Raw genomic sequence first — 26423 nt, 5'->3', positions numbered from 1 at the left:
GCAGGAAGTGATTCTCGGATGGCAGTAATACACCTGTGAAACTCGTCATAAGACCTCTTCAAATCGCAAGCACGTTCGACCCATCGGCCCGTGACGGCGGCGCTGACGCCGCCCGCGTCACCGTTCTGGACGGGCCCAGAGTCGCTGCGCTAGCGTGGCCCTCGTCACCAGAACGCGGGAGCGTGTGCCGAGCGCGCTGAGAGGACGGGTGGGCCCGTCGACCGTACGAACCTGACCGGGTAATGCCGGCGTAGGGAGAGCGCACATGTCCGACGTCAGCGATGTCACTGCCGAGCCCCGCCGCCTGCCGACGACCTACCTTCCGCTGACCCCGCCCAGGCAGACCCCGCTGCGGGTGATGACCATCGCCGGGTCGGACTCCGGTGGCGGAGCGGGCATCCAGGCCGACATGCGCACCTTCGCGCTGCTCGGCGTGCACAGTCTGGTCGCCGTGACCGCCGTCACGGTGCAGAACTCGATGGGGGTCAGGAGTTTTCACGAACTCCCGGTCGGCATCGTCGCCGGCCAGATCGAGGCGGTGGCCTCCGACATCGGAGTACAGGCCGCCAAGACCGGCATGCTCGCGTCGACGGAGATCATCGAGGCCATCGTCGGCGCCTGGGTCGCGCAGGGACTGGACGGCAAGGTCCCGTTGGTCGTCGACCCGGTCTGCGCCTCCATGCACGGCGACCCGCTGCTGCACCCGAGCGCGCTGGACGCGTTGCGCGACAGGTTGTTTCCGCTCGCCACCTTGGTCACCCCCAACCTCGACGAGGTGCGGCTGCTCGTCGGCATCGACGTGGTCGACCAGGACTCCCAGCGCGCGGCGGCGCGCGCGCTGCATGCGCTCGGCCCGCAGTGGGCGCTGGTCAAGGGCGGGCACCTGCGCGCGTCGGCGCAGAGCCCCGACCTGCTGTTCGACGGCACCGACTTCCACGAGTTCGACGTGACCCGCATCGACACCGGCCACGATCACGGCGCGGGCGACACCCTGGCCGCGGCCACCGCGTGCGCGCTGGCCCACGGCTACTCCGTGCCCGATGCCGTCGCGTTCGGGAAGCGCTGGGTGACCGAATGTCTGCGCTCGGCCTACCCGCTCGGCCAGGGTCACGGCCCCGTCTCCGCGTTGTTCCGGCTGTCGACATGACGATCGAGGACATGGACGCCATCGCCGGCGTCGTGCACCGTCCCGACGGCACCCCGGCGGGCGTGGTCGCGCTGACGCACGGGGCCGGCGGCAGCCGGGAATCGCCGATGCTGCAGGCGCTCTGCGACGAGTGGGCCCGCCGCGGCTGGCTCGCGGTGCGTTACAACCTGCCCTACCGGCGGCGCCGCCCCAAAGGCCCACCGTCCAATTCCGCGGCGACCGACATGGCCGGCATCGTCGAGGCGGTAACCGCGGTCCGCGAGCTCGCCGACGGCCCGCTGATCGCCGGCGGCCATTCCTACGGCGGGCGGCTCACGTCGATGGCGGTCGCCGACGGCCTGCACCTCGACGTGCTGACGCTGTTCTCCTATCCGCTTCACCCGCCGGGCAAGCCGGAGCGCGCCCGCACCGAGCACCTGCCCCGGATCTCGGTGCCCACGGTGTTCACCCACGGCACCGCGGACCCGTTCGGCACGCTCGACGAACTCCGTCCCGCCGCGGCGCTGATCCCGGCCCGCACCGAGATCGTCGAGATCACCGGCGCCCGACACGACCTCAACTCCAAGAAACTCGACGTACCGGCACTTGCCGTCGATGCCGCTCTGCGGATGCTCGGCTGAGTTATCGTCGCAGCGTGACCGCCCCGCCGCCGCCTCCTCCGATGCCGTATCAGGGCGGCGCGCCCCAGCCTTACCCCTATTCCGCGCCGCCGCCGAAGACGAACTGGTGGGCGATCGTGTCGCTGATCTTCGGCATCATCGGTGGCGCCGTGATCGCGCTGGTCTGCGGCATCGTCGGGGTCAGGAAAGCCAAGCAGTACGGCAGCGGCCGCGGTATGGCCATCGCAGGCATCGTGCTGTCGGTGCTGTGGATCGTCGCCGGGGTGGTCATCACCGTCGTCGCCGTCAACGACGACACCCGCACCGCCACCGATCTGCAGGTAGGCGACTGTCTGGCCGAGATCCCCGCCGGCGACCGGGTGGTCAACGTCACGCTGATCAGCTGCGACCAGCCGCACGCCGGCGAGGTTTTCGCAGTGCTGACCCTGCCCGACGGGCCGTTCCCGGGCCAGGACGCGGTCGACGCGCATCACCAGAAATGCACACCTGAGCTGCAGCGCTATTCCCCGCAGTCGGTCACCGACGAATCCGTCCGGCTCTACGTGCTCAACCCGACCGCGGAGACGTGGGCCGACGGCGACCATGCGGTCACCTGTATCGCGACACTCGACCCTCCCCGGACGGGCTCGCTGCGCGGCTGAATCCGCCCGGACCTCGGGTACCGTTGCGCCATGACTTCGGAGCAATTCGACGCGGTCATCGTGGGTGCCGGCTTTGCAGGCATCGGTGCGGCCATCCAGTTCAAGCGGTTGGGCATCGAGAACTTCGTGATCCTCGACCGGGAAGAAGATCTGGGCGGTACGTGGTACGTCAACCACTACCCCGGCCTGGCCGTCGACGTCCCCACGACCACCTACTCGTACTTCTTCGAGCCGAACCCGAACTGGTCACGGCTCTTCTCCACCGGCGCGGAGATCAAGCAGTACGCCGACGACGTCGCGGACAAGTACGACGTGCGGCGCCACATGCGTTTCGGGGTGACGGTCGAGGGCGCACGGTGGGACGAGGACGCCAAGCGCTGGCGGGTGACCCTCGCCGACGGCGCGACGCTGGAGGCCCGCTACCTGATCACCGCCACCGGGTTCCTGTCCCAGCCGCACGTGCCCGACATCCCGGGCATCACCGAGTTCGACGGCCGGATCGTCCACACCACCGCCTGGGACGACTCCTACGATCCCACCGGGGAGCGGATCGGCATCATCGGCACCGGCGCGACCGCGGTGCAGCTGATCCCCGAGCTCGCGAACAAGGCCGCCGATCTGACGGTCTACCAGCGCACCCCGATCTGGGTGGTACCCAAGATCGACTTCCGCTTCTCCGAGCGCGCCAAGCGTCTATTCGCCCGGGTTCCGTTCACCCAGCGGCTCATTCGGGCGATCACCGATGCGATCTACGAGTTCATGGTCTCGGTGGGCGTCGTGCACTACAAGACGACACGTGGCCGCTTCAACATCGCCGCGGGCGATCTGGCCAAGATGCACCGGTTCGTCACGATCCGCGACAAGGACCTGCGGGCCAGGCTGACCCCCGACTACGACTTCGGTTGCAAACGGCCGACTTTCTCCAACAGCTACTACCGCACCTTCACCAGGCCGCACGTACACCTGCAGGACGCCGGTATCGCCAGGATCGAGTCCGACGGCGTCGTCGGACTGGACGGCACCAAGACCAGGATCGACACGCTGGTGCTGGCCACCGGTTTCGACCTGTGGGAAGCCAACTTCCCCGCCATCGAGGTGATCGGCCGCGACGGCCGCAACCTCGGGAAGTGGTGGCGGGAGAACAGGTTCCAGGCCTACCAGGGGGTCTCGATCCCGTACTTCCCGAACTACCTGTCGCTGGCCAGCCCCTACGCCTTCCTCGGGTTGAACTTCTTCAACACGATGGAATACCAGATGCGGCACATGGACCGGTTGTTCGGTGCGGTGAAGCGCAGTGGCGCAACCACTTTCGAGGTCACGGAGGACGCCAACGGCCGGTACCTGGACCGGATGACCGAACTCCTCGGCGGCTCACTGTTCACCGTCGGAAACTGCGCGTCGGCACGGTCCTACTACTTCGATCCCGGCGGGGAACCGACACTGCTGCGCCCGACCTCGACACGCGCCGCGATCCGCGAGGCCGCCGAGTTCCCGATCAGCGACTACCGGATCGTCTAGTATCCGGTTGTGCCCAAGCAAAATTCACGTGCCGCCACCATCGCCGGTCTGCTCCTCGCCGGGGCCGGGGTCTCGCACTTCGTCGCCCCCGCGCTCTACGAGGGCCTGACCAAGCCCGCGTTCCCGACCGACACCCGCAAGCACGTGTACATCGACGGCGCCCTCGAGACCGCCGTCGGGCTCGGCATCGCCTCCCCGAAGACGCGTAAGCCGGCTCTCTTCGGGCTGGTGGCCTACCTGCTCTACCTGGCCGGCAACGTGGCCCGTAACCGGTAGCGGCCCAACAGCGTCACATCCACCAGGCCCTGCACGGTCTCCCTGGCCTCCTCGGAATCCGCGTAGCGCACCAGGCGGCCCAGGTCGACCACCAGGGCCATCGCCGCGTGCACGGCGAAGCGCGCTTCGGCGGCGCTCCACTCGGGCCGGACAGCGACGACGAGTTCGACCCAGGACTCCACCGTCGCGCGCTGCAGGTCCCGCACGATGCGCTGGTCCGCGGCCGACATGTTGAGCCGTTCGCTGTAGTAGACGCACTCCAGCTCGGGCTGGTCGAAGGTGCGCTCGACGTAACCGTCGATGACCGCGGTGAGCGCCTCCTCCGGGTCCGGCACGGTCGCGACCACCGACGCGGTCTCGGCCGACACCCGGTCCGCGGCGCGCCGGAACATCGCCGCCAGGATGTCGCTCTTGCCGGAGAAGTACTTGTAGATGCCCGACGTGGGGATACCGACCGCCGACGCGATCTCCTCCATCGTGGTGTCGCGGTATCCGTTGCGGTCGAACAGCCGCATCGATTCGGTCAGCAGCGCTTCGTATTTCGACGCCTCGACGGAGGGACGGGCAGGGACCTCCCCGGACGGGCGGCGCGACGGGTCCGTTGACAGGTCGGCGGCCAGGACCGCGCGGGTGATCTGGGTGAACAGCCGATGCACCTGGGCCGCAGGCAGTTTCGCGCGGTGGTCGACGATGCTGCCGACGATCGAGAGCACCGCGGTGGACAGCGTGTACCGCTGCCGGGCGGTCAGCTCCGGCCGGACCGCGGCCAGCGGGCGGTGCAGCCGCGCGTGCACGGTGTGGATCTGCTCCAGCAGCGTCGCCTGGTCGTCGCCGCGCAGGTACCGGTTCTCCCACCGGTACAGCCCGCCCGAACCCCGGTTGACCAGCGCGGTGTCGGTGAGCGCCGAAACCAGCCGGTCGAGCACCACCTGCGGATCGTCGCCGTCGATGCCTGAGGTGCCGTCCACCAGCTGCTGACCGAGGTTCAGCACGGCGTCGCGGAACAGTTGGTACTTGGAGGAGTAGTGGCGGTACAGGGCTGCCGCGGAGATCCCCACCCGGGACGCGATCATCTCCATGCTCACGCCGTGATAGCCCAGCGCGCTGAACGCCTCCGCCGACGCACGCGCGATCTGCGCTTTCCGATCCTTGGGCCGGCGTCGGATGCCGGGATCATCGGCGGTGCTCGCCACCGCCCCACGATATCGTGGGCCGGTGAGCTCGCCCGATGAGTCGGCATTGCGGCGTCGTCTCGGGTTGTTCGACACCGTCGTGCTGGGGCTCGGGTCGATGATCGGGGCGGGCATCTTCGTCGCGCTGGCGCCGGCCGCGGCGGCCGCGGGCAGCGGGCTGCTGATCGGGCTCGCCGTCGCCGCCGTGGTCGCGGTGTGCAATGCGATGTCGTCTGCTCGGCTGGCGGCGCGCTACCCGCAGTCGGGCGGCACCTATGTCTACGGCCGGGAACGGCTCGGCCCGTTGTGGGGCCACACCGCGGGCTGGAGTTTCGTCGTCGGCAAGAGCGCGTCGTGTGCGGCGATGGCGCTGACGGTGGGCTGGTACGTGTGGCCGGAATACGCCAACGCGGTGGCGGCCGCGTCGGTGATCGCGCTGACGGCACTGGGTTACGCCGGGGTGCAGCGGTCCGCGGCACTCACCCGGGTGATCGTCGCGCTGGTGCTGGCGGTGCTGACCGTGGTGGTGGTCGTGCTGCTCGGGGGCGGGGACGCCGGCCGCTCGGTGTTCGCGCTCGGCGACGACGTGACCGCCTACGGGGTGCTGCAGGCCGCCGGCCTGCTGTTCTTCGCCTTCGCCGGGTACGCGCGCATCGCCACGCTCGGCGAGGAGGTGCGCGACCCGGCCCGCACCATCCCGCGGGCCGTCGCGATCGCACTGGCGATCGCGCTCACGGTGTACGCGGTGGTGGCCGTCGCGGTCGTCGGCGAACTCGGCGTCGCGGGTCTGGCGTCGGCCACCGCGCCGCTGTCCGAGGCGGTTCGGGTGGCCGGGTTCGCCGGGCTGGCGCCGGTGGTGAGCGTCGCCGCCGCGGCCGCCGCACTGGGCGCGCTGCTGGCTCTGCTGCTCGGGGTGTCGCGCACGGTGCTGGCGATGGCCCGGGACCGGCACCTGCCCGGACGGCTGGCCGCCGTGCATCCCGAGCATCACACCCCGCACCGGGCCGAGGTCGCGGTCGGGGCCGTGGTCGCGGTGGTGGCCGCGCTGGTCGACGTGCGCGCCGCGATCGGGTTCTCGTCGTTCGGGGTGCTGCTGTACTACGCGATCGCCAACGCGTCGGCCTGGACGTTGACCGCGACGCTGGGCGGGCGGTTGGTGCCTGCGGTCGGGTTGGCCTGCTGTCTGCTGCTGGCGTTCACGCTGCCGCCGGCGTCGGTGCTGGCCGGTGCGGCGGTCGTGCTGGTCGGGATGCTCGCCTACCTGACTGGCGGTGCGCACCGCCATGGTGTGTAGTCGCTGAGTGACACTCACCTGGAAGCGTGTGGATTCGAAGTCCGATCCAGATTTCGTCGTCGCCCCCGAGGAACGGCTGAGCTGGCCCCGCACCGTCGGTCTGGGCGCCCAGCATGTGGTCGCGATGTTCGGCGCGACGTTCCTGGTGCCGGTGCTCACCGGGTTCCCGCCGGCCACCACCCTGCTGTTCTCCGGGGTCGGCACCATCCTGTTCCTGCTGATCACCGGCAACCGGCTGCCCAGCTATCTGGGGTCGAGCTTCTCGGTGATCGCACCGGTGACCGCGGCGGTGGCCACGGAGGGCACCGGTAGCGCGCTCGGCGGGATCGTCGCGGTCGGCCTGCTGCTCATCCTCGTCGGCGGTGTGGTGCACGTGGTCGGCACCCGCTGGCTCGACCTGGTCCTGCCGCCGGTGGTGACCGGCGCGATCGTCGCGCTGATCGGGTTCAATCTCGCGCCCGCGGCCAAGAACAACTTCGAACAGGGCCCGCTGATCGCGCTCGTGACGCTGGTGCTGCTGGTCGCCGCGCTGGCGTTCTTCCGCGGCATGATCGGCCGGCTCGCGATCTTCGTCGCCGTCGTCGCCGGCTACCTGCTGGCACTGCTGCTCGGTGAGGTCGACACCTCGGGTATCGCGGCTGCGCCCTGGATCGGGTTGCCCGACTTCGAGACGCCGACGTTCTCGCTGTCGGTACTGCCGATGTTCCTGCCCGCGGTCATCGCGTTGATCGCGGAGAACATCGGGCACGTGAAGTCGGTGGGCCAGATGACCAAACGGGATCTGGACCCGCTGATGGGCCGCGCGCTGGCCGCCGACGGTGTCGCCACGACGCTGGCCGGGTTCGGCGGCGGGTCGGCCACGACGACGTACGCCGAGAACATCGGTGTGATGGCGGCGACCCGCGTGTACTCGACGGCCGCGTACTGGGTGGCCGCACTGGTGGCGATCGCACTGTCGTTGTGCCCCAAGGTCGGCGCGGTGATCGTCGCGATCCCGGCCGGGGTGCTCGGCGGCGCGACGGTGGTGCTGTACGGCCTGGTCGGCATCCTCGGGGTGCGCATCTGGCTGACCAACCACGTCGACTTCTCCAAACCGATCAACCAGATGACCGCGGCGATCCCGCTGATCATCGGCATCGCCGACTTCACCTGGAGCGCAGGGTCACTGACGTTCACCGGGATCGCGCTGGGCTCGATCGCCGCGCTGCTGATCTACCACGGCATGCGGCTGCTGGGCCTGCGCCGGGGCGGGGACGTCACGGCGTCCGCCGGTCCCGGTGATCCCGGTCCGGCACCCCGTTGACGCCCTCGATCGACTCTGCATAGGTGCCGATGGCGTACGCGGCCGCCGACGCCATCACCCCGAGGGCGTCCCGGTCGACGTTGTCGATGTCGTCGCTGCGCGTGTGGTAGTTCGGGTCGAACGGTTCCCCGGCCTTGCCGCCCCAGAGTCGGGCCTGCACCTCGGTTTTGCGCTGCGAGGAGCCCGTGGTGAGCCCGCCCACCGGGATCCCTGCGGCCAGGAAGGGCCCGTAGTCGGTGACCCGTTGCAGCGGGATGTCCGCCGGGCGCAGACCGGCCATGTTCAGCCGGGCCGCCAGCGTGCGCTCGATGCCCGCCGAACCCGTTGGCGCGGCGACGATCTGGCCGGTCTGCGTCGACTGGTCGCCGTCGTCGGTGAAGTAGCCGGCGTTCAGTGACGCGAGCACGTCGAAGTTCAGGTACATCGCGATGTCGTCGAGCTCGTCCTTGCTCAGCGAGGCCAGGTATTTCTTGGAGCCGTCCATCGACACCTCTTCGGCGCCCCAGAACGCGAAGCGCACCGCGTTGGTGGTGGCCGGCTCCGCGCCGAGCTGCAGCGCGGTCTCCAGCACGGCCGCGACACCGGAGCCGTTGTCGTTGATCCCGGCGCCGGCCCGGATGCTGTCGAGGTGCGCGCCGGCCACGACGACGTTCTGTGCGTCGCCGGTCCTGGTCTGCGCGATCACGTTGCGCGACTTCGTCAGCACCGGTTCGTGGTCCAGGACCAGGGTGACCGGAGACTCGGTGCGGCGCAGGGCGGAGTCCGCGTCGGTGTCGATGACGCCCACCGGCATCTTCAGATGGGTGTAGTAGCCGGTGGTGAACAACGTGACGGGTGCACCGACCGGGCGCGTCGGGGTCGCCGAGGTGACCACCAGCATGCCCACCGCGCCACGCTGCTGCGCCACCCGGTGTTTGTCGACGATCGAGCAGCCGCTGTCGTCGACGACCGCGATCGCCTTGACCACCGACACGTCGCCGTAGTCGGCGACCGCGCAGCCGGCGGCCCTGCGCGGACGGAAGGTGGGCGCGCGCAGGCCCCCGGGGGAGGTGGTGATCATCATCGAGGCCTGGTCGACGCGGAAGTCGTTGCCGGCCACGGTCAGCACCGGCGCACCGCCTTGCGAGCCCGAGAGCCGTTCGAACTCCGGTGTCTGCACGTCGAAACCTCTGTCGCGCAGCAGTTGTGCCACGTAGTCGACGCTGGCCTGGTATCCGGGCGTGCCGTCGGCGCGGTTGCCGTCGTTGTCGTCGGCGATCTGCTGCAGTTCCACCAGGTGGCGGTAGACCCCGTCGATGGTGACCTTGTCGGCCAGGTCGGGTCCCAGTGGGGCTGTCGACGGTGGCGGGGGCGGGGCGCACGCCGCGACCAGCGCACCGGCTGCGGCCAGCACCACGGCCCACCGGCCGATCACGGCGTCTTCAGTTGATGACGGACCCGGTCCTCGCGGAGCGGTATTCCGTTGCGCCCGCGCTGGTCCTGGGCGTACAGCCCCACCGCGAAGGCCGCGCCGCTGCCGTGGATCTGCATCGCCGTCTCGTCGATGTGTTCGAGCGTATCGGAATCCTTGTGGTAGTTCGGGTCGAACGGCTGGTCGGCCTGGCCGTCCCAACGCTCGGCCTGCTCGGCCGACATCTTCTCCTCCGCGCCCGAGAACAGGCCTCCCGCAGGCACTCCGGCCATGGTGAAGCCGTCGTAGTCGGATCTCCCGTCGAACGACGTGTCCTCCCCCGGTTTGCCCGCTCCGTCCAGGTAGGCGGTCAGCGTGCGCTCGATGCCCGCCGAGCCCTCGGGGACCCTCGGCACGCGCTCGCCCGGCCCGGGCGCACTCGACTGGTTTCCGTCCATGGTGAAGTAGCCGGGGTTCGGCGAACCGATCATGTCGAAGTTGAGGTAGAGCGCGATGTCCTTGAGCGCCTCCTCGTCCAGGCCGGCCACGTAGTTCGCGGAGCCGTACAGGCCCTGCTCCTCGGCACCCCAGAAGCCGAACCGCACCGCGTTGGCCACGTTCGGCGAAGCCTCCAGTTGCAGTGCGGTTTCCAGCACCGCGGCCACCCCGGAGCCGTTGTCGTTGATCCCCGGGCCCTCCGGCACGCTGTCGAGGTGGGCGCCGACCATCACGACGTCGTGGGTGGATCCGGTCTTGGTCTGCGCGATCACGTTGCGCGACTTCTTCAGCTGCACGCCGGCGTTCAGGTTGAGCACCGCCGTCGCACCCGGCTCGGCCCGCAGCCGGTCACCGACGTCGTTGGCGACCGCGATGACCGGGATCTTGACGTCGGTGGTCTCGCCGAGGGTGGCCCCCGACAGGTCGGGTCCGTTCTCGCTGTTGGCCACGATCAGCGCCACCGCCCCGAGGTCGGCGGCCACGGCCTGCTTGCCCCCGAACGGGCACGCCCCTCGGTCGACGAGCACCACCGCGCCGTCGACGGCCAGGCCGTCGTAGTCGTCGGCGGTGCAGCCGGGGGTGTCGTCGTCGGCACGTGCGGCGACCAGCGGGCCCGACACGCCCTCGGGGGCGGTGCCGATGGTGAACTGCAGCGGCCGCGCCTCGGTCGGCGCGCCGCCCACGGTCAGCCGGGGCTCCTCGGCCCACGGGATGCGCACCTCGAACTCCGGGGTGTCCACGTCGAAACCTTTGCCGCGCAACGCCTCGACGACGTAGTCGACGCTGGCGTCGTAGCCGGGGGTGCCCAGTGCGCGGTTACCGCCGTGGGCGTCGGCGATCTCCTGCAGCCTGGTCAGGTGGGTCATCATCGCGTCGGCGGTGACCTTCTGCGCGAGCCCCTCGGCGAACTCGGTGGCCACACTGAGTTCGTTGGCCGGCTGCGGCTGCGGATCCGCGTCGCGGCTGCAGCCCGCGGCGACCAGCACGGTGACGGCCGTCAAGGCCACGAGTCTTGTCCGGATCACGGTCCCCACGTTAGCGCGGACCCGTACGGGCGCCGAGATAGTCCAGGACGGCCGCGGCGGCCTCGCCGGGACGTTCGATCTGCAGGAAGTGCCCGGCCGCCGGAATCGTCACCACCCTGCTGCCCTCGGGCAGCGCCGCCCCGATCGGTGCGGCGTATTCGGCCTTCATCGCGCCGTCCTCGGCGCCCTGCACGTGCAGGATCGGCCCCCGGGGCATCCCGAAGCAGTGGCGGTGCAGGTCGGCGTAGGTCTTGCCGGGTCGCCGCGTCGGGCGCACCAGCGCGCGGTAGTAGTCGACCGCGGCACGGCGGTGGACCAGGCTCGGCAGCGCGGCCAGCGCGTCGTCCAGTTCCGCGCCGGTGTCGTGACCCGGAGGCCCCCAGTCCCGCCAGAGCGTCGGGATGACCCGGGGCAGAACGCGTTCGGGCAGCCCCGGCAGTTGGAAGAACAGGATGTACCAGCTGTTGCGCAGCTGGCGCGGCAGCATGCGCAGCTGGCGGCCGATCGACCCCCGCATCCGCGCGACGGCACCGATCGGCGGCACGGCCATCGTAATGTGCTCGGCGAACGGCGATTCCGGATGGGCGGCCAGCGCGCCGGCGGTGAACGCACCCCAGTCGTGGCCGATCAGCACCGCATCGTCGGGCGCACCGAGCGCGCGGTGCACCGCCAGCGCGTCGTACATCAGCGCGCCGATGTGGTAGTCGCCGTCGGGGGCGGGCCCGGTCGGGGCGTAGCCGCGCGCGAACGGCGCGACGACCCGCATACCGCGTTCGGCGAGCAGCGGAGCCAGTTTCCGCCACCCCCACGCGCTGTCCGGGAAGCCGTGCAGGCACAGCACCAGCCGGCCGTCGGGCGGACCCCAGGCCAGCGCGGTGACCTTCAGGTGCGGCAGGTCCAGTTCCACGGTCTGCGGTGCGCTCACGTGCGCCATGCTAGGCGTCGCGCCGGTTGACGGTGATCAGCGCCGCGGCGAACACCACGGCGACCACCGCGGCGAAGTAGCCCAGCGAGCCGGCCGGGCCCCAGGGCATCGAGAGGCCGGGGTAGAGCCACTGCACGTCGAGGAAGCGCAACGCGTTCCCGAACGGCAGATACGGGCCGATCTGCCAGCCGCGGCCGGGCAGGTTCGCCAGTAGCGGCTCGACCAGCAGAGGCCACAGCAGCAGGACCGTCACCGCGCCCGCGGTGTGCCGCAGCAGCGCCGCAACCCCGACACCGAGCACCGCCGCCAGTGCCGCATACGGCACCACCGCCGCGGCGAAAGGCACGGTGGCCGACACCGTCAGTGCATCCGCGACGCCCTGGTCGGCGACCAGCCGGGCCACCGAGACCGAGCCGAGCACCATGACCACCGCCACCACGGCCGAGAACAGCGCCGCCACACATGCTTTGGCACACATCACCAGGGTGCGGTCCGGGGTGGCCAGGAACGTCACCGAGATCAGCCCGCTGCGGTACTCGCTCGTCACCGCCATCGCCGCGACGATCATCAGCACCGGGATCCCGAACACCGCGACCCCGAGCGCGGCCTCGGGCACGCTCAGCCGCGCGTAGCCGTAGGCGACGGAGGACTGCAGCGCGGCCAGCCCGACGCTGAGCACCGTGGCCGCCAGCGCGGCCCACAGCGGTGAGCGCACCGTGGTCAGCTTGACGCGCTCGGCGTTGATCACCGCAGCAGCGCGCCTCACCCGTCCCCCGCCCGGTACGCGGTGGCGTCCTCGGTCGAGGCCAGGTAGGCCTGCTCCAGCGAGACCCCGCGGGTGCTCAACTCGTGCAGCACCAGCGAGCGCGCAGCGGCGAGTTCGCCGACCGCCTCGGTGGTGGTGTCGCGCACCGTCAGCGCGTCGGGCTCGGCGTCCACCGTGAACCCGGCCTCGGTGAGCGCGGCGTGCAGGTCCTGCAGCCGCGGCGCGCGTACCCGCACCGGCGCCGCGCCGGAGCTCCCGGTGAACTCGGCCACCGTCGTCGACGCGATCAGCCGGCCCTTGCCGATCACCACCAACCGGTCGGCGGTGTCGGCCATCTCGGCGAGCAGATGGCTGGAAACCAGCACGGTGCGGCCTTCCGCGGCGAGGGTGCGCATCAGGCTGCGGACCCAGTGGATGCCCTCGGGGTCGAGACCGTTGACCGGTTCGTCGAACAGCAGCACCGGGGGGTCACCGAGCAGTGCCGCCGCGATGCCGAGCCGCTGGCTCATGCCCAGCGACAGCGTGGCGGCGCGCGAGTCCGCGACCGAGGCCAGTCCGACCATGCCGAGGACCTCGTCGGCCCGGGCGGCGGAGATCCGGTTGGCGGCGGCCATCCACCGCAGATGGTTGCGCGCCGTGCGGTTCGGGTGCACCTGCCGGGCGTCGAGCAGTGCGCCGACCGTGCGCAGCGGGTCCCTCAGCTGTCGGTAGCTGCGCCCGTCGATGGTGGCGCTGCCCGAGGTGGGGTGGTCGAGTCCGAGGATCATCCGCATCGTGGTGGTCTTGCCCGCGCCGTTGGGCCCGAGGAATCCGGTCACCCGGCCGGGTTCGATCGTGCAGGTCAATCCGTCCACGGCGCGGAACGATCCGCGGCCCGACCGGAAAACCTTTGTCAGGGCGGTCAGTTCGATCATGTCCGGACCGCCGCCAGCACCAGGTCGGCGACCGCGCGCATCCCGTCGGCATTGGGGTGCAGCGGTGCGGGCCTGCCCGGGACCGGGACGCCGAACCTGGTGGTCCAGGGTCGCGTGGACCAGGCGTGGTGCTCCCGGCTGGCCTCGGCGGCACGCACCAGGCCGCACCCGGTCTCCTGCGCGGCGTCGGCGGTCAGCTGCGCCAGCGTGGCGGCCACGTGCCTGCCGAGCGTCAGGTCGGCGCCGCGCAGCGGGGGCGCCTCCCCGTCGGCGGGCAGCAGTGTCAGGTAGTCGACGAACAGCACGGTGGCCTGCGGTGCGCGCCGCCGGATCTCGCGCCCCACCTCGATCAGCGCGCCGCCCACCGTCGCCAGCGCCAGATAGCGGGCCGACGGGTCGAGCAGCTCGCGCAACCGGCCGCCCAGCAGTGGCACCGACCGCAGCGCGCGCGGCAGTCCGGCCGCGAACAGCATCGGGACGTAGCCGACGTCGTTGCCGCCGATCGTCACCGTCACCAGCGTCTCGGTGCCGTCGAGCGCGCTGATCTGCGGTGGCGCGCCGCGCTGGGAGTCGCGCAGCACGTGCGCGGTCGTCGCGCCCGAGAACGTGACGTCGACGAGGTCGAGGCCCAGTGCGTCGGCGACCAGGTGGGGGTAGTTGCGGGCGGAGCGGCCTGCTGCCCGTGGTGAGCCCGCCACCCGCGGCGTGATGCCCGGGCCTGCGGCCATCGAACTGCCCAGGGCCACATATCTGTTCACAGGGCGGGACTGGATGCTTGGGCCCAGAACCTCTTCGGGATGCGGCCGGCGTGGCGGGCCAGGTGGCCGGCCCGGACGGCGGCGGCCATCGCCGCGGCCATCGCCGGCGGATCCGCGGCCCGGGTCACGGCGCTGGCCAGCAGCACCGCGTCACAGCCCAGTTCCATGGCCAGCGCGGCGTCGCTGGCCGTGCCGATGCCGGCGTCCAGGATCACCGGCACGTTCGCCTGGTCGACGATCATCTCGATGTTGTGCGGGTTGGCGATGCCCAGGCCGGTGCCGATCGGTGAGCCCAGCGGCATCACCACCGCGCAGCCGGTGTCCTCCAGCCGCCGCGCGAGCACCGGGTCGTCGTTGGTGTAGGGCAGCACCACGAACCCGTCGTCGACGAGTTGTTCTGCGGCTCTGACCAATTCGACGGCGTCGGGCAGCAGGGTGCGTTCGTCGGCGATCACTTCGAGCTTGACCCAGTTGGTCTGCAGCGCCTCGCGGGCCAGCTGCGCGGTCATCACCGCCTCGGCGGCGCCGCGGCATCCGGCCGTGTTGGGCAGCGGCGTGATGCCCAGCCGGCTCAGCAGCTCCAGCACCCCGGTGCGGCCGTCGGCGTCGACGCGGCGCATCGCCACCGTGGTCATCTCGGTCCCCGACGCGATCAGCGCCGCCTCCAGCACGGCGAGGTTCGCGGCGCCGCCGGTCCCCAGAACCAGTCGCGACCCGAACTCGCGGCCGGCGATGCTGAGCTTGTCAGCCACCCTGCACCGCCGTGACGACCTCGACCTTGGCGCCGTCGGTCAGCGCGGTGTCCCACTCCGACCGCGGGATCACCGACCAGTCCACCGCGACCGCGATCCCCTTCTCCGGGAAGCCCAGGCCGTCGAGCAGCGCGGCGATCGTCGTGCGCTCCTCGACCTCGACCGCTTCGTCGTTGACCGTCACCTTCATCGGACCAGCGCTCCTTCCAGTTCGGCGGCGATCGTCTGCGCCGTCCACGGCGCCAACAGGAAACCCGACCGGCCGTGCCCGGCGGCGACCAGTGTGCGCTCGTCGAGCCTGCCGACCAACGGGAGGTTGTCCGGCGTCATCGGGCGCAGGCCGCGCGGCCTCGGCCAGCTCGTACTCCCCCAGCGCAGGCATCACCGCGCACGCGTCGTCGAGCAGGTCCCGTACCCCGCTGACCGTGGTCGCGGTGTCGCGGCCGTGTTCGTACTGCGTCGCGCCGACCACGACGCCGTCGGCGCGCGGCACCACGTAGACCTGGCGGCCGTGCACCCGCGCGCGCACCACCCGCCGCGGGGCGGGCAGGCAGCCGCGGCGCCACCGCAGCCGCAGCACCTCGCCTTTGACGGGGCGTACCGGCAACCCGGGCCACAGCGTGGGGGCATCGATGCCGTTGGCGATCACCACGGTGTCGGCGTCGCCGGTCTCGGACAGGTCGGACACCGGCGGCGCCCACCGGGCACCGAGCCGTTCACACTGGGCGGCCAGCGCGGCGACCACCGCGCGGTTGTCGACGGCCAGTTCGGTCTCGGCCAGGAAGCCGTGCCGGATGCCCTGGGCGAGAAGGGGTTCGATATCGCGGGCGGTGCTGGTCGGGCTCACCGGGTGGCCCTGCCCGGACAACCATTCGGCGACGGTCCGCAGGTCGGCGGCGTCGGCCCGGTCGACGGCCACCACCAGTGACTGGCGCGCGGTGACCACCTCGGCGGGCAATCCGTCCAGGAACCCGTCGTGCCACAGCCGCAGCGACTCCAGGCCGATCCGCAGCAGCTGCTCCTCGCCGGGCCAGCCCTCGCTGTGCGGGGCGAGCATGCCGCCGGCCACCCACGACGCGCCGGCCGCATCGGCCCGGTGCACCCGCACGCTCCAGCCGTCCTGCAGTGCGCGCCGGGCCACCGAGAGGCCGATGACACCGCCGCCGACGACCGCGACCGTTCCGCGCGTCGGCGCAGGCGACTGGGGGGACATCGCGGGCTAACTCCCTTCGCCGGCATGACCCGGATCAGGTGTGACGGTAAGAGTCGGCCGGACTCACTCTCAGTCCCCGTTCCCGGGACTCCCGTGTGGTCGGCTACCAGCCTACGTCGCGACGGCGCTAGCGTTCGAGGGTGCGTGAACCCCGTCTAGCGAGCGCCTCGCTCTACCTGTGCACCGACGCCCGCCGCGAGCGTGGCGACCTCGCCGAGTTCGCCGACGCGGCGTTGGCCGGCGGCGTCGACATCATCCAGCTCCGCGACAAGGGCTCCGCCGGGGAACAGCAGTTCGGCCCGCTGGAGGCGCGCGACGAGATCGCCGCACTGGAGGTTCTCGGCGACGCCGCCCGCAGGCACGGCGCGCTGTTCGCGGTCAACGACCGCGCCGACGTCGCGCGCGCGGGCGGGGCCGACGTGCTGCACCTGGGTCAGGACGACCTGCCGCTGACCGTGGCGCGGGAGATCGTCGGCCGCCGCGTGGTGGGCCGCTCGACGCACGACCTGGAGCAGGTCCGGGCCGCGGTCGCCGAGGACGTCGACTACTTCTGTGTGGGGCCGTGCTGGCCGACGCCGACGAAACCGGGCCGGGCCGCGCCGGGGCTGGAGCTGGTGCGCGCCGCCGCGGCGCTGGGCACCGACAAGCCGTGGTTCGCGATCGGCGGCATCGACGCCGACCGGCTGCCGGAGGTCCTGGCGGCCGGGGCGCGGCGGGTGGTGGTGGTGCGGGCGATCACCGCGGCCGACGATCCGAAGGCGGCGGCCCGACAGCTCGCCGGGATGCTCAGCTCGGCGGGTTGACCAGCAGCGGGATCGCGGCCGTGACCTCGCGCAGACGGTCCCAGCTGGCGGCGAAACCGGGGTGCAGCGGCAGGTCCGCGACCTCGTCCTCGGCGACCCAGCGCAGCTCGGCGCTCTCCCGGTTGGGCACGGTGTCCAATTCCACCGACGCGTCGGCGATCACCGTGGTGTAGGTCCACCCGGACACCTCGGCGGTGACCACCGTGGTCCGCACGGTCACCTGCTCCGCCGTCAGCCCCGCTTCCTCTTCGGCCTCGCGCACCGCGGCCTGCTCGGCGGTCTCGTGACTGTCGCGGGCGCCGCCCGGCAGCCCCCAGGTGCCGCCCTGGTGGCTCCACGGCGCGCGGTGCTGGAGCAGCACGGCGGCCGATCCGTCGGGCCGCGGCGCGCGCAGCAACAGGCCCGCGGCGCCGTGCCGGCCCCAGTAGGCATTGCCCGCCGCCGACACCACCCAGCCGTCCCCGTCTCCGCGCACGCGTTCAGGATAGGGAACGCGCCGACATTCGGGGCACCTGAATCCCCGCATGCCGCACCGTCAGCTCTTAGACTTCCCTCATAGAATCCGTCCGTAGCTAGAGTTTGCAGAAGACCGACCGCCGAACAGACCGAGACCAGGATGAGGTCCGCCCAGACGTGACTGTGGAGTTGGCGCACCCCTCGACCGAGCCTCTGGCGTCGCGGTCGCCGACAACCGCGGCGCATCCGCGGTGGTGGTTCCTCTGGACCACGCCCGGACGGATCCTGACGATCGGGCTGGTGCTCGCCGCGCTGGTGGTGGCCAGCGCCTTCGCGACCTCGACCACCATCAACGACCGGCAGAACGCGCTGACCACCGTGCTGGACCACACCGAGCCGCTGTCGTTCGCCGCGGGGCAGCTCTACACCACACTCTCGGTCGCCGACGCGGCCGCGGCGACCGCGTTCATCGCCGGTTCGGAACCGCGCGCGGTGCGCCAGCGCTACGAGCAGGCGATCACCGACGCGTCCGTCGCGGTGACGCGGGCGTCGAGCGGCCTGACCGAGGAGTCACTGGTGCAGCTGCTGGGCCGGATCAACGCCCGGCTGGCGGTGTACACCGGGCTGGTCGAGACGGCAAGGACGAACAACCGGGCGGGCAATCCGGTCGGCTCGTCGTACCTGTCCGAGGCGTCGGCGCTGATGCAGCAGCAGATCCTGCCCGACGCCCAGCGGCTGTACGAGGAGACCTCGGCACGGGTGGACGCCGAGACCACCGCATCCACCAGGATCCCGACGCCGGTGATCCTGGTGGTGGTCGCGACTCTGCTGTTCGGTGTGTTCGCCAACCGCTGGCTGGCCAAGCGCACCCGGCGCCGCGTCAACGTCGGCTTCGTCGCCGGCGGGATGGCGGTGCTGATCATGCTGATCTGGGTGGGCACGGCGCTGGTGATCTCCACCTCGGACAGCCGCAGCGCCAAGGAGACCGCCGCCGAGTCGCTGAAGACGGTGACGACGCTGGCGATCACCGCGCAGCAGGCGCGCGCCGACGAGACGCTGTCGCTGATCCGCCGCGGCGACGAGGATGTCCGTAAGCAGTCCTACTACCAGCGCATCGAGGAGATGAAGCAGCAGCTCGCCCGCTACCTGGCCCGTGACGACGCAATCGACAAGTCCGACCTGTCCGACGCGGACGCGCTGCTGGACCGGTGGCGGGCGGCCGACGACCGGATCTCGGCCTACATCGCGGTCGGCAACTACCAGGCGGCGACGCAGGTGGCGCTGGGCACCGGCGAGGACGACTCCACCCCCGCGTTCAACAAGCTCGACGAGGCGCTGAGTAAGGGCATCGAGCAGAGCCGGACGCAGCTGCGCAACGAGATCGTCAACGCCCGGCGGGTGCTGTCCGGTTCGACGGTGGGCGCCGCGGCGCTGTCGATCATGGCGGCCGTGGCGGTGGCGCTGGGGATCTGGCCGAGATTGAGCGAGTACCGGTGATGAGCGCTTGCGCGAAGAACAGACAGCCGGTGATGAGCGCTCGCGCGAAGAACAGATGGCCGCTGATGGAAAAGATCTGGGCCGCATTGCTCGCCGGGGTGCTGTTGCTGGCCGGGTGTTCGGAGACGTCACCGGTGGTGACCACGCCGAGCGTCGTGCTCGCCCCGCCCACGCCTGCGGGGTTCGAGGAACTGCCCCCCGAATCGGCACGCCCGCCGTCGGCGGCCGGCAAGGACTGCGATCCCCGGGTGAGCCTGCGTCCGTTCGACAACGAGGAGGACGCGGCGAAGGCGGTGGCCAACATCAAGGCCCGCGGCCGCCTCATCGTCGGCCTGGACATCGGCAGCAACCTGTTCAGCTTCCGTGATCCGATCACCGGCGAGATCACCGGTTTCGACGTCGACATCGCCGGCGAGATCGCCCGCGACATCTTCGGCACCCCGTCGCAGGTGGAGTACCGCATCCTGGCGTCGTCGGACCGGATCGCCGCGTTGCAGAACGACGACGTGGACGTGGTGGTGAAGACCATGACGATCACGTGTGAGCGCAAGAAGCTGGTCAACTTCTCCACCGCGTATCTGACCGCCAACCAGCGCATCCTCGCGCCGCGAGATTCGAACATCCGGCAGTCGGCGGACCTGTCGGGTAGGCGTGTGTGCGTGGCCAAGGGCACCACGTCGCTGGAGCGTATCCAGCAGATCACCCCGCCGCCGCTGATCGTCGGCGTGGTGACCTGGGCGGACTGCCTGGTGGCCCTGCAACAGCGGCAGGTCGAGGCGGTCAGCACCGACGACGCGATCCTGGCCGGGCTGGTGTCGCAGGACCCGTACCTGCACATCGTCGGCCCGTCGATGAACGAGGAGCTCTACGGCATCGGCATCAACCGGGAGAACACCGGCCTGGTCCGCTTCGTCAACGGCACGCTGCAGCGCATCCGCCGCGACGGCACGTGGAACACGTTGTACCGCAAGTGGTTGACCGTCCTGGGGCCCGCGCCGACGCCTCCCGTCGCGAGGTATGCCGACTGATGGACGAACGCGAACACCTCGACACCGGCGACGACCCCGGTACCCAGCCGGCGAGCTTCGCCGATCTCGCCGAAGACACGATGTCGACGATGCGGCCGATGGCCACCCAGGCGGTGTTCCGGCCCAACTTCTTCGACGACGACGACGAGGACCACGACGCGGGGTTCCACACCGGCGACACGGTGCCGCAGTTGAGCACCACCGTCACCCGGCACATGTCCCCGACCCGAAGGCTCGGCGGCGGGCTGGTCGAGATCCCGCGGGTGCGGGCCCGGGATCCGTTGGCGGCGTTGATGACCGACCCGGTGGTGGCGGAGTCCAAACGCTTCTGCTGGAACTGCGGCAGGCCGGTGGGCCGCTCCAGCGCGGACGGCAAGGCACTGTCCGAGGGCTGGTGCCCGCACTGCGGCAGCGCGTACTCCTTTCTTCCGCAACTCAATGTCGGCGACATCGTCGCCGACCAGTACGAGATCAAGGGGTGCATCGCCCACGGCGGGCTGGGCTGGGTGTATCTGGCGTTCGACAAGAACGTCAACGACCGGCCGGTGGTGCTGAAGGGACTCGTACACTCCGGCGATGCGGAGGCCCAGGCGATCGCGATGGCCGAGCGCCAGTTCCTGGCCGAGGTGACCCATCCCGGGATCGTGAAGATCTACAACTTCGTCGAGCACGACGACAAGCACGGCAATCCGGTCGGCTACATCGTCATGGAGTACGTGGGCGGAACGTCGCTCAAGCAGGCCACCCACGACCGCAAGCGCGACCGCTCGCTGCTGCCGGTGGCCGAGGCGATCGGCTACATGCTCGAGATCCTGCCCGCGCTCGGCTATCTGCACTCGCTCGGGCTGGTGTACAACGACCTCAAACCCGAGAACCTGATGGTCACCGAGGACCAGCTCAAGCTGATCGACCTCGGGGCGGTCTCGCGGATCAACTCGTTCGGTTACCTGTACGGCACACCGGGATTCCAGGCGCCGGAGATCGTGCGCACCGGCCCCACGGTCGCGACCGACATCTACACGGTGGGCCGCACCCTGGCGGCGATGACCCTGAAGCTGCGCACCCGGCGCGGGCGTTACGTCGACGGACTGCCCGAGGACGACCCGGTGCTGGCCGAGTACGACTCGTTCGGCAGACTGCTGCGCCGCGCGATCGACCCCGACCCGAGGCGCCGGTTCCAGACCGCCGAGGAGATGTCCAGCCAGCTGATGGGCGTGCTGCGCGAGGTGGTGGCCAAGGACACCGGGGTGCCGCGGCCGGGCCTGTCGACCACGTTCAGCCCGTCGCGTTCGACGTTCGGGGTGGACCTGCTCGTCGCGCACACCGACGTTTACCTCGACGGTCAGGTGCACTCGGAGAAGCTGACCGCGCAGGAGATCGTGCGGGCGCTGCAGGTGCCGCTGGTCGACCCGACCGACGTCGGCGCCGCGGTGCTGTCGGCGACGGTGCTCAGCGAGCCCGTGCAGACGCTGGACTCGCTGCGCGCGGCGCGGCACGGCGCGCTGGACTCCGAGGGCATCGACCTGACGCAGTCGGTGGAACTGCCGCTGATGGAGGTGCGGGCGCTGCTGGACCTCGGCGACGTCGCCAAGGCCACCCGGAAGCTCGACGAACTCGCCGCTCGGGTGGGCTGGCGATGGCGACTGGTCTGGTTCCGCGCCGTCTCGGAGCTGTTGACCGCCGACTATGACGCCGCCACAAAGCATTTCACCGAGGTGCTGGACACGCTGCCCGGTGAGCTGGCTCCGAAGCTGGCGCTGGCCGCCACCGCCGAGTTGGCCGGCACCGCCGACGAAGGCAAGTTCTACGACACCGTCTGGTCCACCGACCGCGGCGTGATCTCCGCCGGATTCGGGCTCGCGCGCGCCCAATCGGCCGCCGGAGACCGCGACGCTGCCGTCCGCACACTCGACCAAGTACCCGCCACCTCAAGGCATTTCACGACGGCCAGGCTGACCAGCGCGGTGACGCTGCTGTCCGGCCGGTCGAGCAGCGAGATCACCGAACGGCAAATCCGCGACGCCGCGCGCCGGGTCGAGGCGCTGCCCGACACCGAGCCGCGGGTGCTGCAGATCCGCGCGCTGGTGCTGGGCACCGCGATGGACTGGCTCGCCGACAACACCGCCAGCACCAACCACATCCTGGGCTTCCCGTTCACCGAGCACGGTCTGCAACTCGGCGTCGAGGCGTCGCTGCGCAGCCTGGCCCGGGTGGCGCCCACCCAGGCCCACCGCTATGCGCTGGTGGACCTGGCCAACAGCGTCCGGCCGATGTCGACGTTCTGACCGGCAAACAACGGATTTCGTTGCTGGACACCCCTGGACCGCCCCGGCGGCACCCGGTCGTGCCGGCGTTGCCCGGACATACCGCCAAACGCGCTGGTGAACGTACATACATGTGATTCAAAACGTTTTATGGTCACACCACGGATTCCGTAGTATCGTGTCGCACATCACAAGGTGACGTCATCGGCGCAGCTTTGAGACACTAGGGCCCGATCCCCTGACCTCACCCGAAACGAATTTCACGGTGCCTCCTGACTTCGTTTAGGGAGTCCATATGTCCATTACCGATCCCCTGCCGGCCCCCAGCACGCAGCGGGTCTTCCGGCCGGATCCGAACTCGTTCGGTCTTCGCGAGGAACACCATCGCGCGACGTTCGCCGCCTGCCTACTTCCGCCGTCGACCGTGCTGGTGACAGTCCACGGCGAGGTCGACGCGAACAACGGCACGGCCCTGGCCCGCTACGTGGAGAAGCGGCTGGGCGGCGCCCACAAGGTGATCCTCGACCTGCAGACCGTCGAGTTCTTCGCCGCGTCGGGATTCGCCGCACTGTCCAACGTGAACGTGGTCTGCGCCCGCGGCGGCGTTCGCTGGAGCCTGCTCGCGGGAACTCAGGTGCGCCGGCTGCTGTCGATCTGCGACCCGCAGCGCGAGCTACCCGTCGCCGAGCCCGGCGGCAAGTACGCGCGCACACGCGCGGGCGATCGCCAACTCCTCGTTGGTGGGTACAACTAGGACGGTGATCGGGGCCCCGTCCGGGGAGATCCGCCTGGCCGTTCTGGCCGGGCTCTCGTTGAGGTGCTCGTCGAGTTCGATGCCGAACGCGGTAAGCCCCGACAGCGCGTCGCGCCGGACCTCCGCGTCGTTCTCGCCGACCCCGGCGGTGAAGGTGATGACGTCGGCCGAGCCGAGCACCGCCAGGTAGGCGCCGATGTATTTGCGCAGCCGGTGGATGTACACGTCGTAGGCCAATTGGGCTGCGGCGTCGCCGGATTCGATCTCGCGGTGCAGCTCCCGGAAGTCGATTTCGCCGCCGAGGCCGCGGACCCCCGAGCGTTTGTTGAGCATCGTCTCGATGTCCTCGACCTCCATGCCCGCGGTGCGCCACAGGTAGAAGATGATCCCGGGGTCCACGTCACCCGAACGTGTTCCCATCACCAGCCCCTCCATCGGGGTCAGGCCCATCGAGGTCTCCACGGGTCTGCCGCCGACGATCGCCGACGCGGAAGCGCCGTTGCCGAGGTGCAGCACGATCTGGCTCAGCGATTCCAGCGGCACGCCGAGGAACGCGGCCGCCTGTTCGCTGACGTACTGGTGCGAGGTGCCGTGGAAGCCGTAGCGGCGGATGCTCCAGGAGTCGGCGACCTCGGCGTCGATCGCGTAAGTGGCGGCCGCGGGCGGCAGGTGGTGGAAGAACGCCGTGTCGAACACCGCGATGTGCGGCAGGTCGGGCAGCGCTTTCCGGGCCACTTCGATTCCCAGGATGGCCGGCGGATTGTGCAGCGGCGCAAGGGGTGACAGTTCCTTGAGCCGTACCAGGGTGTCGTCGTCGACGATCGTCGGCTCGTGCAGGTCGGGACCGCCGTGCACGACGCGGTGCCCCACCGCGACGAGGCCCAGTTCCTCGAGGGTGTGGCCGTCGGAGGCCAACGCGTCGAAGACCACCTCCATCGCCGCGGCGTGGTCGGGGACGCCGCCGGCGTCCGGTCGCGGGTCGCCGATCCGCTCGACGATCCCGTCGGCGACGAGCACACCCGAATCCGGGTCCATCACCGCATATTTCACCGACGACGAGCCCGAGTTGAGCACCAATACCGATCGTGACATCTCGTTCACCCCTGGGCCTGGATCGCGGTGAGGGCCACCGTGTAGACGATGTCCTCGACGAGGGCACCGCGGGACAGATCGTTGACGGGTTTGTTCAGCCCCTGCAGCACCGGCCCGATCGCGATGGCTCCCGCGCTGCGCTGCACCGCCTTGTAGGTGTTGTTGCCGGTGTTGAGGTCCGGGAAGATCAGCACGGTGGCGTGCCCGGCCACCTTCGAGTCCGGCATCTTGGTCTTGGCCACCGACGGCTCCACCGCCGCGTCGTACTGGATGGGCCCCTCGACCAGCAGCTCGGGTGCCCGCTGACGGACCAGTTCGGCTGCGGTGCGCACCTTTTCGACGTCCGCTCCGCTGCCGGACGTGCCGGTCGAGTACGACAGCATCGCGACCCTCGGCTCGATGCCGAACTGCGCGGCGGTCCGCGCCGACGAGATCGCGATGTCGGCGAGCTGTTCGGCGGTGGGGTCAGGCACGATCGCGCAGTCTCCGTAGGCGAGCACCTCGTGGGCCAGGCACATCAGGAAGATGCTCGAAACCGTCGAGACGTCCGGCTGGGTCTTGATGATCTCGAACGCGGGCCGCACCGTGTGCGCGGTGGTGTGCTTGGCGCCTGACACCATGCCGTCGACCATGTCGTTGTACACCAGCATGGTGCCGAAGTACGACACGTCGCGCATGACGTCGCGCGCCTGTTCCAGCGTGACGCCCTTGTGCGCGCGCAGCTGCGCGTACTGCTCGGCGAACCGCTCGCACAGGTCGCTGGTCTGCGGGTCGAGCACCTGCGCGCTCGACAGGTCGACGCCGAGTTCGGCTGCGCGTGCGCGGATCTGGGCCTCGTCGCCGAGGATCGTCAGGTCGGCCACACTGCGGTCGAGCAGTCGGCCCGCGGCCTTGAGGATGCGGTCGTCGTCGCCCTCGGGCAGCACGATGCGTTTGCGGTCCGCCCGGGCCCGGTCCAGCAGCCGGTGGGCGAACATCTGCGGGGTGACCACCGTCGGGATCGGAAAAGCCAGGTGCGTCAACAGTTCCTCGACGTCGACGTGGGTCTCCATCAGGGCCAGCGCGGTGTCGATCTTGCGGTGCGACGAGGCGGTCACCCGCCCGCGGGTGGCCGCCACCCGGCTCGCGGTCTCGAAGGTGCCGAACCTGGTCTCGATGATCGGCAGCCGCAGACCCAGCCCGGACACCAGCGAATCGATCGCCGGGTGCAGGGTCAGACCGCCATTGAGGATCACCGCCGAGAGCGACGGAAAGCCCTCCGCCGCATGGGCACTGAGCACGGCGAGCACCACGTCGGAGCGGTCGCCGGGGGTGATGACCGCGATGCCCTCGGTGAGTCGTTCCAGCACATGCTCGGCCGTCATGCCTGCGACGAGCACGTCGAGCACTTCCCGATCGAGCAGCGCGAGGTCGCCCTGCACCGGGGTGCCCTCGACCGCGTCCCGCAGTTCGGCCACCGACGGGGCGACCAGCAGCGGTTCCTCGGGCAGCACGTAGGTGCGGGGATCGATCCGGGCCAGCGCCGCGGCCACCTCGGCGGCCTCGGCCGGGTCGCAGCGGTTGGCCACCACCGCGGCAGTGTAGGCGTGCTGCGCGGCGATCTCGTCGATGCACAGTTCGACGACCTGGACGACCTGTTCGGGGGTGCGGCCCTTCGCCTTGACCGCGAGCACCACCGGCGCCCCGAGATTCGCGGCGATGCGGGCGTTCATGGACAGCTCGCTGGGTGCGGCCACATCGGTGTAGTCGCTGCCGACCACCAGCACCGCGTCGCACCGGTCGGCGACCCGGTGGAACCGGTCGACGATGTCGGCCAGTGCCGTGTCCGGGTCCTCGTGCAGCTGCTGGTAGCCGACCCCGACGCAGTCGTCGTAGGCCAGTTCCGCGGTGGTGTGGTCGAGCAGCATCTCGAGGATGTAGTCGCGCTGCTCACCCATTCGGGTGATCGGCCGGAACACCCCGACCCGCGCGACCGTCGCCGCGAGGCGGTGCAGGATGCCGAGCGCGATCGTCGATTTCCCGGTGTCGCCCTCGGGCGACGCGATGTAGATAGCCGGATTGGTCGGGGCTGTCGCGTTCGGCGCGTCGGGCACCACTCAAGCCTGCCCTATGGACCCTCGCACCGCCAGCAGCGCCCACCGGGGCAGACACCACAGAACTAACTTATTAGTAAGTTGTACAACTTTGCTAGCTATGCTCTACTCTGTGCAATAAGCCAGGCCAGCCGCTTCGTTAAGCAGCCGTTAATAATCGCCAAATCTGCAGTGTCAGGTTCAAGATCACGGTGGCCGGGCGTGAAACGCCGACGCCGGGGGGC

24 protein-coding genes, 1 pseudogene and 2 riboswitches are annotated in these 26423 nt (G+C 70.4%); of the genes and pseudogenes, 12 read left to right on the top strand and 13 right to left on the bottom strand.

Annotated elements, in window-relative coordinates; genetic code table 11:
- The first annotated feature begins 164 nt into the window (after nt 1-164).
- Nucleotides 165-274, top strand: a riboswitch (TPP riboswitch).
- From thiD to C6A87_RS03125, 5 genes are all read left to right on the top strand, one after another.
- Entirely contained in the window at nt 266-1147 is an 882-nt protein-coding gene (gene thiD / locus C6A87_RS03145) for a bifunctional hydroxymethylpyrimidine kinase/phosphomethylpyrimidine kinase (protein ID WP_311115935.1), read from the top strand. Its footprint overlaps the riboswitch before it by 9 nt.
- Nucleotides 1144-1767, top strand: a complete 624-nt coding sequence (locus C6A87_RS03140; RefSeq protein WP_311115934.1) for an alpha/beta family hydrolase — start codon at nt 1144-1146, stop codon at nt 1765-1767. The genes thiD and C6A87_RS03140 overlap by 4 nt, the downstream gene beginning before the upstream one ends.
- Nucleotides 1768-1781: 14 nt before the next feature.
- The gene (locus tag C6A87_RS03135; RefSeq protein WP_311115933.1) at nt 1782-2408 is read left to right on the top strand and encodes a septum formation family protein; all 627 of its coding nucleotides are present in this window, start codon (nt 1782-1784) and stop codon (nt 2406-2408) included.
- Between the two features lie 30 nt (nt 2409-2438).
- Entirely contained in the window at nt 2439-3926 is a 1488-nt protein-coding gene (locus C6A87_RS03130) for an NAD(P)/FAD-dependent oxidoreductase (RefSeq protein ID WP_311115932.1), read from the top strand.
- A 9-nt stretch (nt 3927-3935) separates the two neighbouring features.
- A complete protein-coding gene (locus C6A87_RS03125; RefSeq protein WP_311115931.1) occupies nt 3936-4202 on the top strand; it encodes a hypothetical protein in 267 nt (88 codons plus the stop codon).
- On the opposite strand, the gene C6A87_RS03120 is transcribed toward C6A87_RS03125, so the two are convergent.
- The gene (locus C6A87_RS03120; protein WP_311115930.1) at nt 4169-5395 is read right to left on the bottom strand and encodes a TetR/AcrR family transcriptional regulator; all 1227 of its coding nucleotides are present in this window, start codon (nt 5393-5395) and stop codon (nt 4169-4171) included. The genes C6A87_RS03125 and C6A87_RS03120 overlap by 34 nt on opposite strands.
- 46 nt (nt 5396-5441) lie before the next feature.
- On the opposite strand from C6A87_RS03120, the gene C6A87_RS03115 reads away from it, so the two are divergent.
- Nucleotides 5442-6668 carry an APC family permease gene (locus C6A87_RS03115; RefSeq protein ID WP_396837062.1) on the top strand — a complete coding sequence of 409 codons (1227 nt, stop codon included), beginning with the start codon at nt 5442-5444 and terminating at the stop codon, nt 6666-6668.
- A 7-nt stretch (nt 6669-6675) separates the two neighbouring features.
- A complete protein-coding gene (locus C6A87_RS03110) occupies nt 6676-7971 on the top strand; it encodes a solute carrier family 23 protein (RefSeq protein ID WP_311115928.1) in 1296 nt (431 codons plus the stop codon).
- On the opposite strand, the gene C6A87_RS03105 is transcribed toward C6A87_RS03110, so the two are convergent.
- The 9 genes and pseudogenes from C6A87_RS03105 to thiO form a co-directional block, all read right to left on the bottom strand.
- The gene (locus C6A87_RS03105; protein ID WP_396836981.1) at nt 7925-9385 is read right to left on the bottom strand and encodes a M20/M25/M40 family metallo-hydrolase; all 1461 of its coding nucleotides are present in this window, start codon (nt 9383-9385) and stop codon (nt 7925-7927) included. The genes C6A87_RS03110 and C6A87_RS03105 overlap by 47 nt on opposite strands.
- Nucleotides 9382-10884, bottom strand: a complete 1503-nt coding sequence (locus C6A87_RS03100; RefSeq protein ID WP_311115927.1) for a M28 family metallopeptidase — start codon at nt 10882-10884, stop codon at nt 9382-9384. The genes C6A87_RS03105 and C6A87_RS03100 overlap by 4 nt, the downstream gene beginning before the upstream one ends.
- A 10-nt stretch (nt 10885-10894) precedes the next feature.
- Nucleotides 10895-11809 carry an alpha/beta hydrolase gene (locus tag C6A87_RS03095; protein ID WP_311115926.1) on the bottom strand — a complete coding sequence of 305 codons (915 nt, stop codon included), beginning with the start codon at nt 11807-11809 and terminating at the stop codon, nt 10895-10897.
- Nucleotides 11810-11819: 10 nt separating this feature from the next.
- On the bottom strand, nt 11820-12575 hold the full coding sequence (locus C6A87_RS03090) for an ABC transporter permease (protein WP_311115925.1): 756 nt from the start codon (nt 12573-12575) through the stop codon (nt 11820-11822).
- Complete coding sequence (locus C6A87_RS03085; protein WP_311115924.1) at nt 12572-13489, bottom strand: ATP-binding cassette domain-containing protein; 918 nt, start codon at nt 13487-13489, stop codon at nt 12572-12574. Before C6A87_RS03085 ends, C6A87_RS03090 begins: the two co-directional genes overlap by 4 nt.
- On the bottom strand, nt 13486-14247 hold the full coding sequence (locus C6A87_RS03080) for an SGNH/GDSL hydrolase family protein (RefSeq protein ID WP_311115923.1): 762 nt from the start codon (nt 14245-14247) through the stop codon (nt 13486-13488). The genes C6A87_RS03085 and C6A87_RS03080 overlap by 4 nt, the downstream gene beginning before the upstream one ends.
- Nucleotides 14244-14999, bottom strand: a complete 756-nt coding sequence (locus C6A87_RS03075; RefSeq protein ID WP_003932866.1) for a thiazole synthase — start codon at nt 14997-14999, stop codon at nt 14244-14246. Before C6A87_RS03075 ends, C6A87_RS03080 begins: the two co-directional genes overlap by 4 nt.
- The gene (gene thiS, locus C6A87_RS03070; protein WP_311115922.1) at nt 14992-15189 is read right to left on the bottom strand and encodes a sulfur carrier protein ThiS; all 198 of its coding nucleotides are present in this window, start codon (nt 15187-15189) and stop codon (nt 14992-14994) included. Before thiS ends, C6A87_RS03075 begins: the two co-directional genes overlap by 8 nt.
- Nucleotides 15186-16212, bottom strand: a pseudogene (gene thiO, locus C6A87_RS03065) (glycine oxidase ThiO). Before thiO ends, thiS begins: the two are co-directional and overlap by 4 nt.
- Nucleotides 16207-16317: riboswitch (TPP riboswitch) on the bottom strand. It overlaps the preceding pseudogene by 6 nt.
- 35 nt (nt 16318-16352) lie before the next feature.
- Here thiO and thiE point away from each other — a divergent pair.
- Nucleotides 16353-17015 (top strand): thiamine phosphate synthase, encoded by a 663-nt coding sequence (gene thiE / locus C6A87_RS03060; RefSeq protein WP_311115921.1) that lies wholly within the window; start codon nt 16353-16355, stop codon nt 17013-17015.
- Here the strand turns inward: thiE and C6A87_RS03055 are convergent.
- Nucleotides 16999-17490 (bottom strand): NUDIX domain-containing protein, encoded by a 492-nt coding sequence (locus C6A87_RS03055; RefSeq protein WP_311115920.1) that lies wholly within the window; start codon nt 17488-17490, stop codon nt 16999-17001. The genes thiE and C6A87_RS03055 overlap by 17 nt on opposite strands.
- Before the next feature lie 158 nt (nt 17491-17648).
- Here C6A87_RS03055 and glnX point away from each other — a divergent pair, with 158 nt between their 5' ends.
- From glnX to C6A87_RS03035, 4 genes are all read left to right on the top strand, one after another.
- Nucleotides 17649-18968, top strand: a complete 1320-nt coding sequence (gene glnX / locus C6A87_RS03050) for a protein kinase G-activating protein GlnX (protein ID WP_311115919.1) — start codon at nt 17649-17651, stop codon at nt 18966-18968.
- A gap of 32 nt (nt 18969-19000) precedes the next feature.
- The gene (locus tag C6A87_RS03045; RefSeq protein WP_311115918.1) at nt 19001-19996 is read left to right on the top strand and encodes a glutamate ABC transporter substrate-binding protein; all 996 of its coding nucleotides are present in this window, start codon (nt 19001-19003) and stop codon (nt 19994-19996) included.
- The gene (locus C6A87_RS03040; protein ID WP_311115917.1) at nt 19996-22281 is read left to right on the top strand and encodes a serine/threonine-protein kinase PknG; all 2286 of its coding nucleotides are present in this window, start codon (nt 19996-19998) and stop codon (nt 22279-22281) included. Before C6A87_RS03045 ends, C6A87_RS03040 begins: the two co-directional genes overlap by 1 nt.
- Before the next feature lie 274 nt (nt 22282-22555).
- Complete coding sequence (locus C6A87_RS03035; RefSeq protein ID WP_311115916.1) at nt 22556-23014, top strand: STAS domain-containing protein; 459 nt, start codon at nt 22556-22558, stop codon at nt 23012-23014.
- Here C6A87_RS03035 and C6A87_RS03030 read toward each other — a convergent pair.
- Both C6A87_RS03030 and pta read right to left on the bottom strand, forming a co-directional pair.
- Nucleotides 22934-24106 (bottom strand): acetate kinase, encoded by a 1173-nt coding sequence (locus C6A87_RS03030; RefSeq protein WP_311115915.1) that lies wholly within the window; start codon nt 24104-24106, stop codon nt 22934-22936. The genes C6A87_RS03035 and C6A87_RS03030 overlap by 81 nt on opposite strands.
- A 5-nt stretch (nt 24107-24111) precedes the next feature.
- A complete protein-coding gene (gene pta, locus C6A87_RS03025; protein WP_311115914.1) occupies nt 24112-26202 on the bottom strand; it encodes a phosphate acetyltransferase in 2091 nt (696 codons plus the stop codon).
- Nucleotides 26203-26423 lie beyond the last annotated feature (221 nt).

Origin of the sequence: Mycobacterium sp. ITM-2016-00317, from assembly GCF_002968295.1 — a bacterium.
In the GTDB taxonomy this organism is placed as follows: Bacteria; Actinomycetota; Actinomycetes; order Mycobacteriales; family Mycobacteriaceae; genus Mycobacterium.
The sequence above is the reverse complement of the archived record's forward strand: the minus strand, read 5'-3'. Positions and strand labels throughout refer to the sequence as shown.

What these genes read in the sequence shown, in the direction of transcription:
- thiD (WP_311115935.1), top strand. Translation starts at nt 266, where the DNA reads ATGTCCGACGTCAGCGATGTCACTGCCGAGCCCCGCCGCCTGCCGACG.
- C6A87_RS03140 (WP_311115934.1), top strand. Translation starts at nt 1,144, where the DNA reads ATGACGATCGAGGACATGGACGCCATCGCCGGCGTCGTGCACCGTCCC.
- C6A87_RS03130 (WP_311115932.1), top strand. Translation starts at nt 2,439, where the DNA reads ATGACTTCGGAGCAATTCGACGCGGTCATCGTGGGTGCCGGCTTTGCA.
- C6A87_RS03085 (WP_311115924.1), bottom strand. Translation starts at nt 13,489, where the DNA reads ATGATCGAACTGACCGCCCTGACAAAGGTTTTCCGGTCGGGCCGCGGA.
- thiS (WP_311115922.1), bottom strand. Translation starts at nt 15,189, where the DNA reads ATGAAGGTGACGGTCAACGACGAAGCGGTCGAGGTCGAGGAGCGCACG.
- C6A87_RS03045 (WP_311115918.1), top strand. Translation starts at nt 19,001, where the DNA reads ATGAGCGCTCGCGCGAAGAACAGATGGCCGCTGATGGAAAAGATCTGG.
- C6A87_RS03040 (WP_311115917.1), top strand. Translation starts at nt 19,996, where the DNA reads ATGGACGAACGCGAACACCTCGACACCGGCGACGACCCCGGTACCCAG.
- C6A87_RS03035 (WP_311115916.1), top strand. Translation starts at nt 22,556, where the DNA reads ATGTCCATTACCGATCCCCTGCCGGCCCCCAGCACGCAGCGGGTCTTC.
- C6A87_RS03030 (WP_311115915.1), bottom strand. Translation starts at nt 24,106, where the DNA reads ATGTCACGATCGGTATTGGTGCTCAACTCGGGCTCGTCGTCGGTGAAA.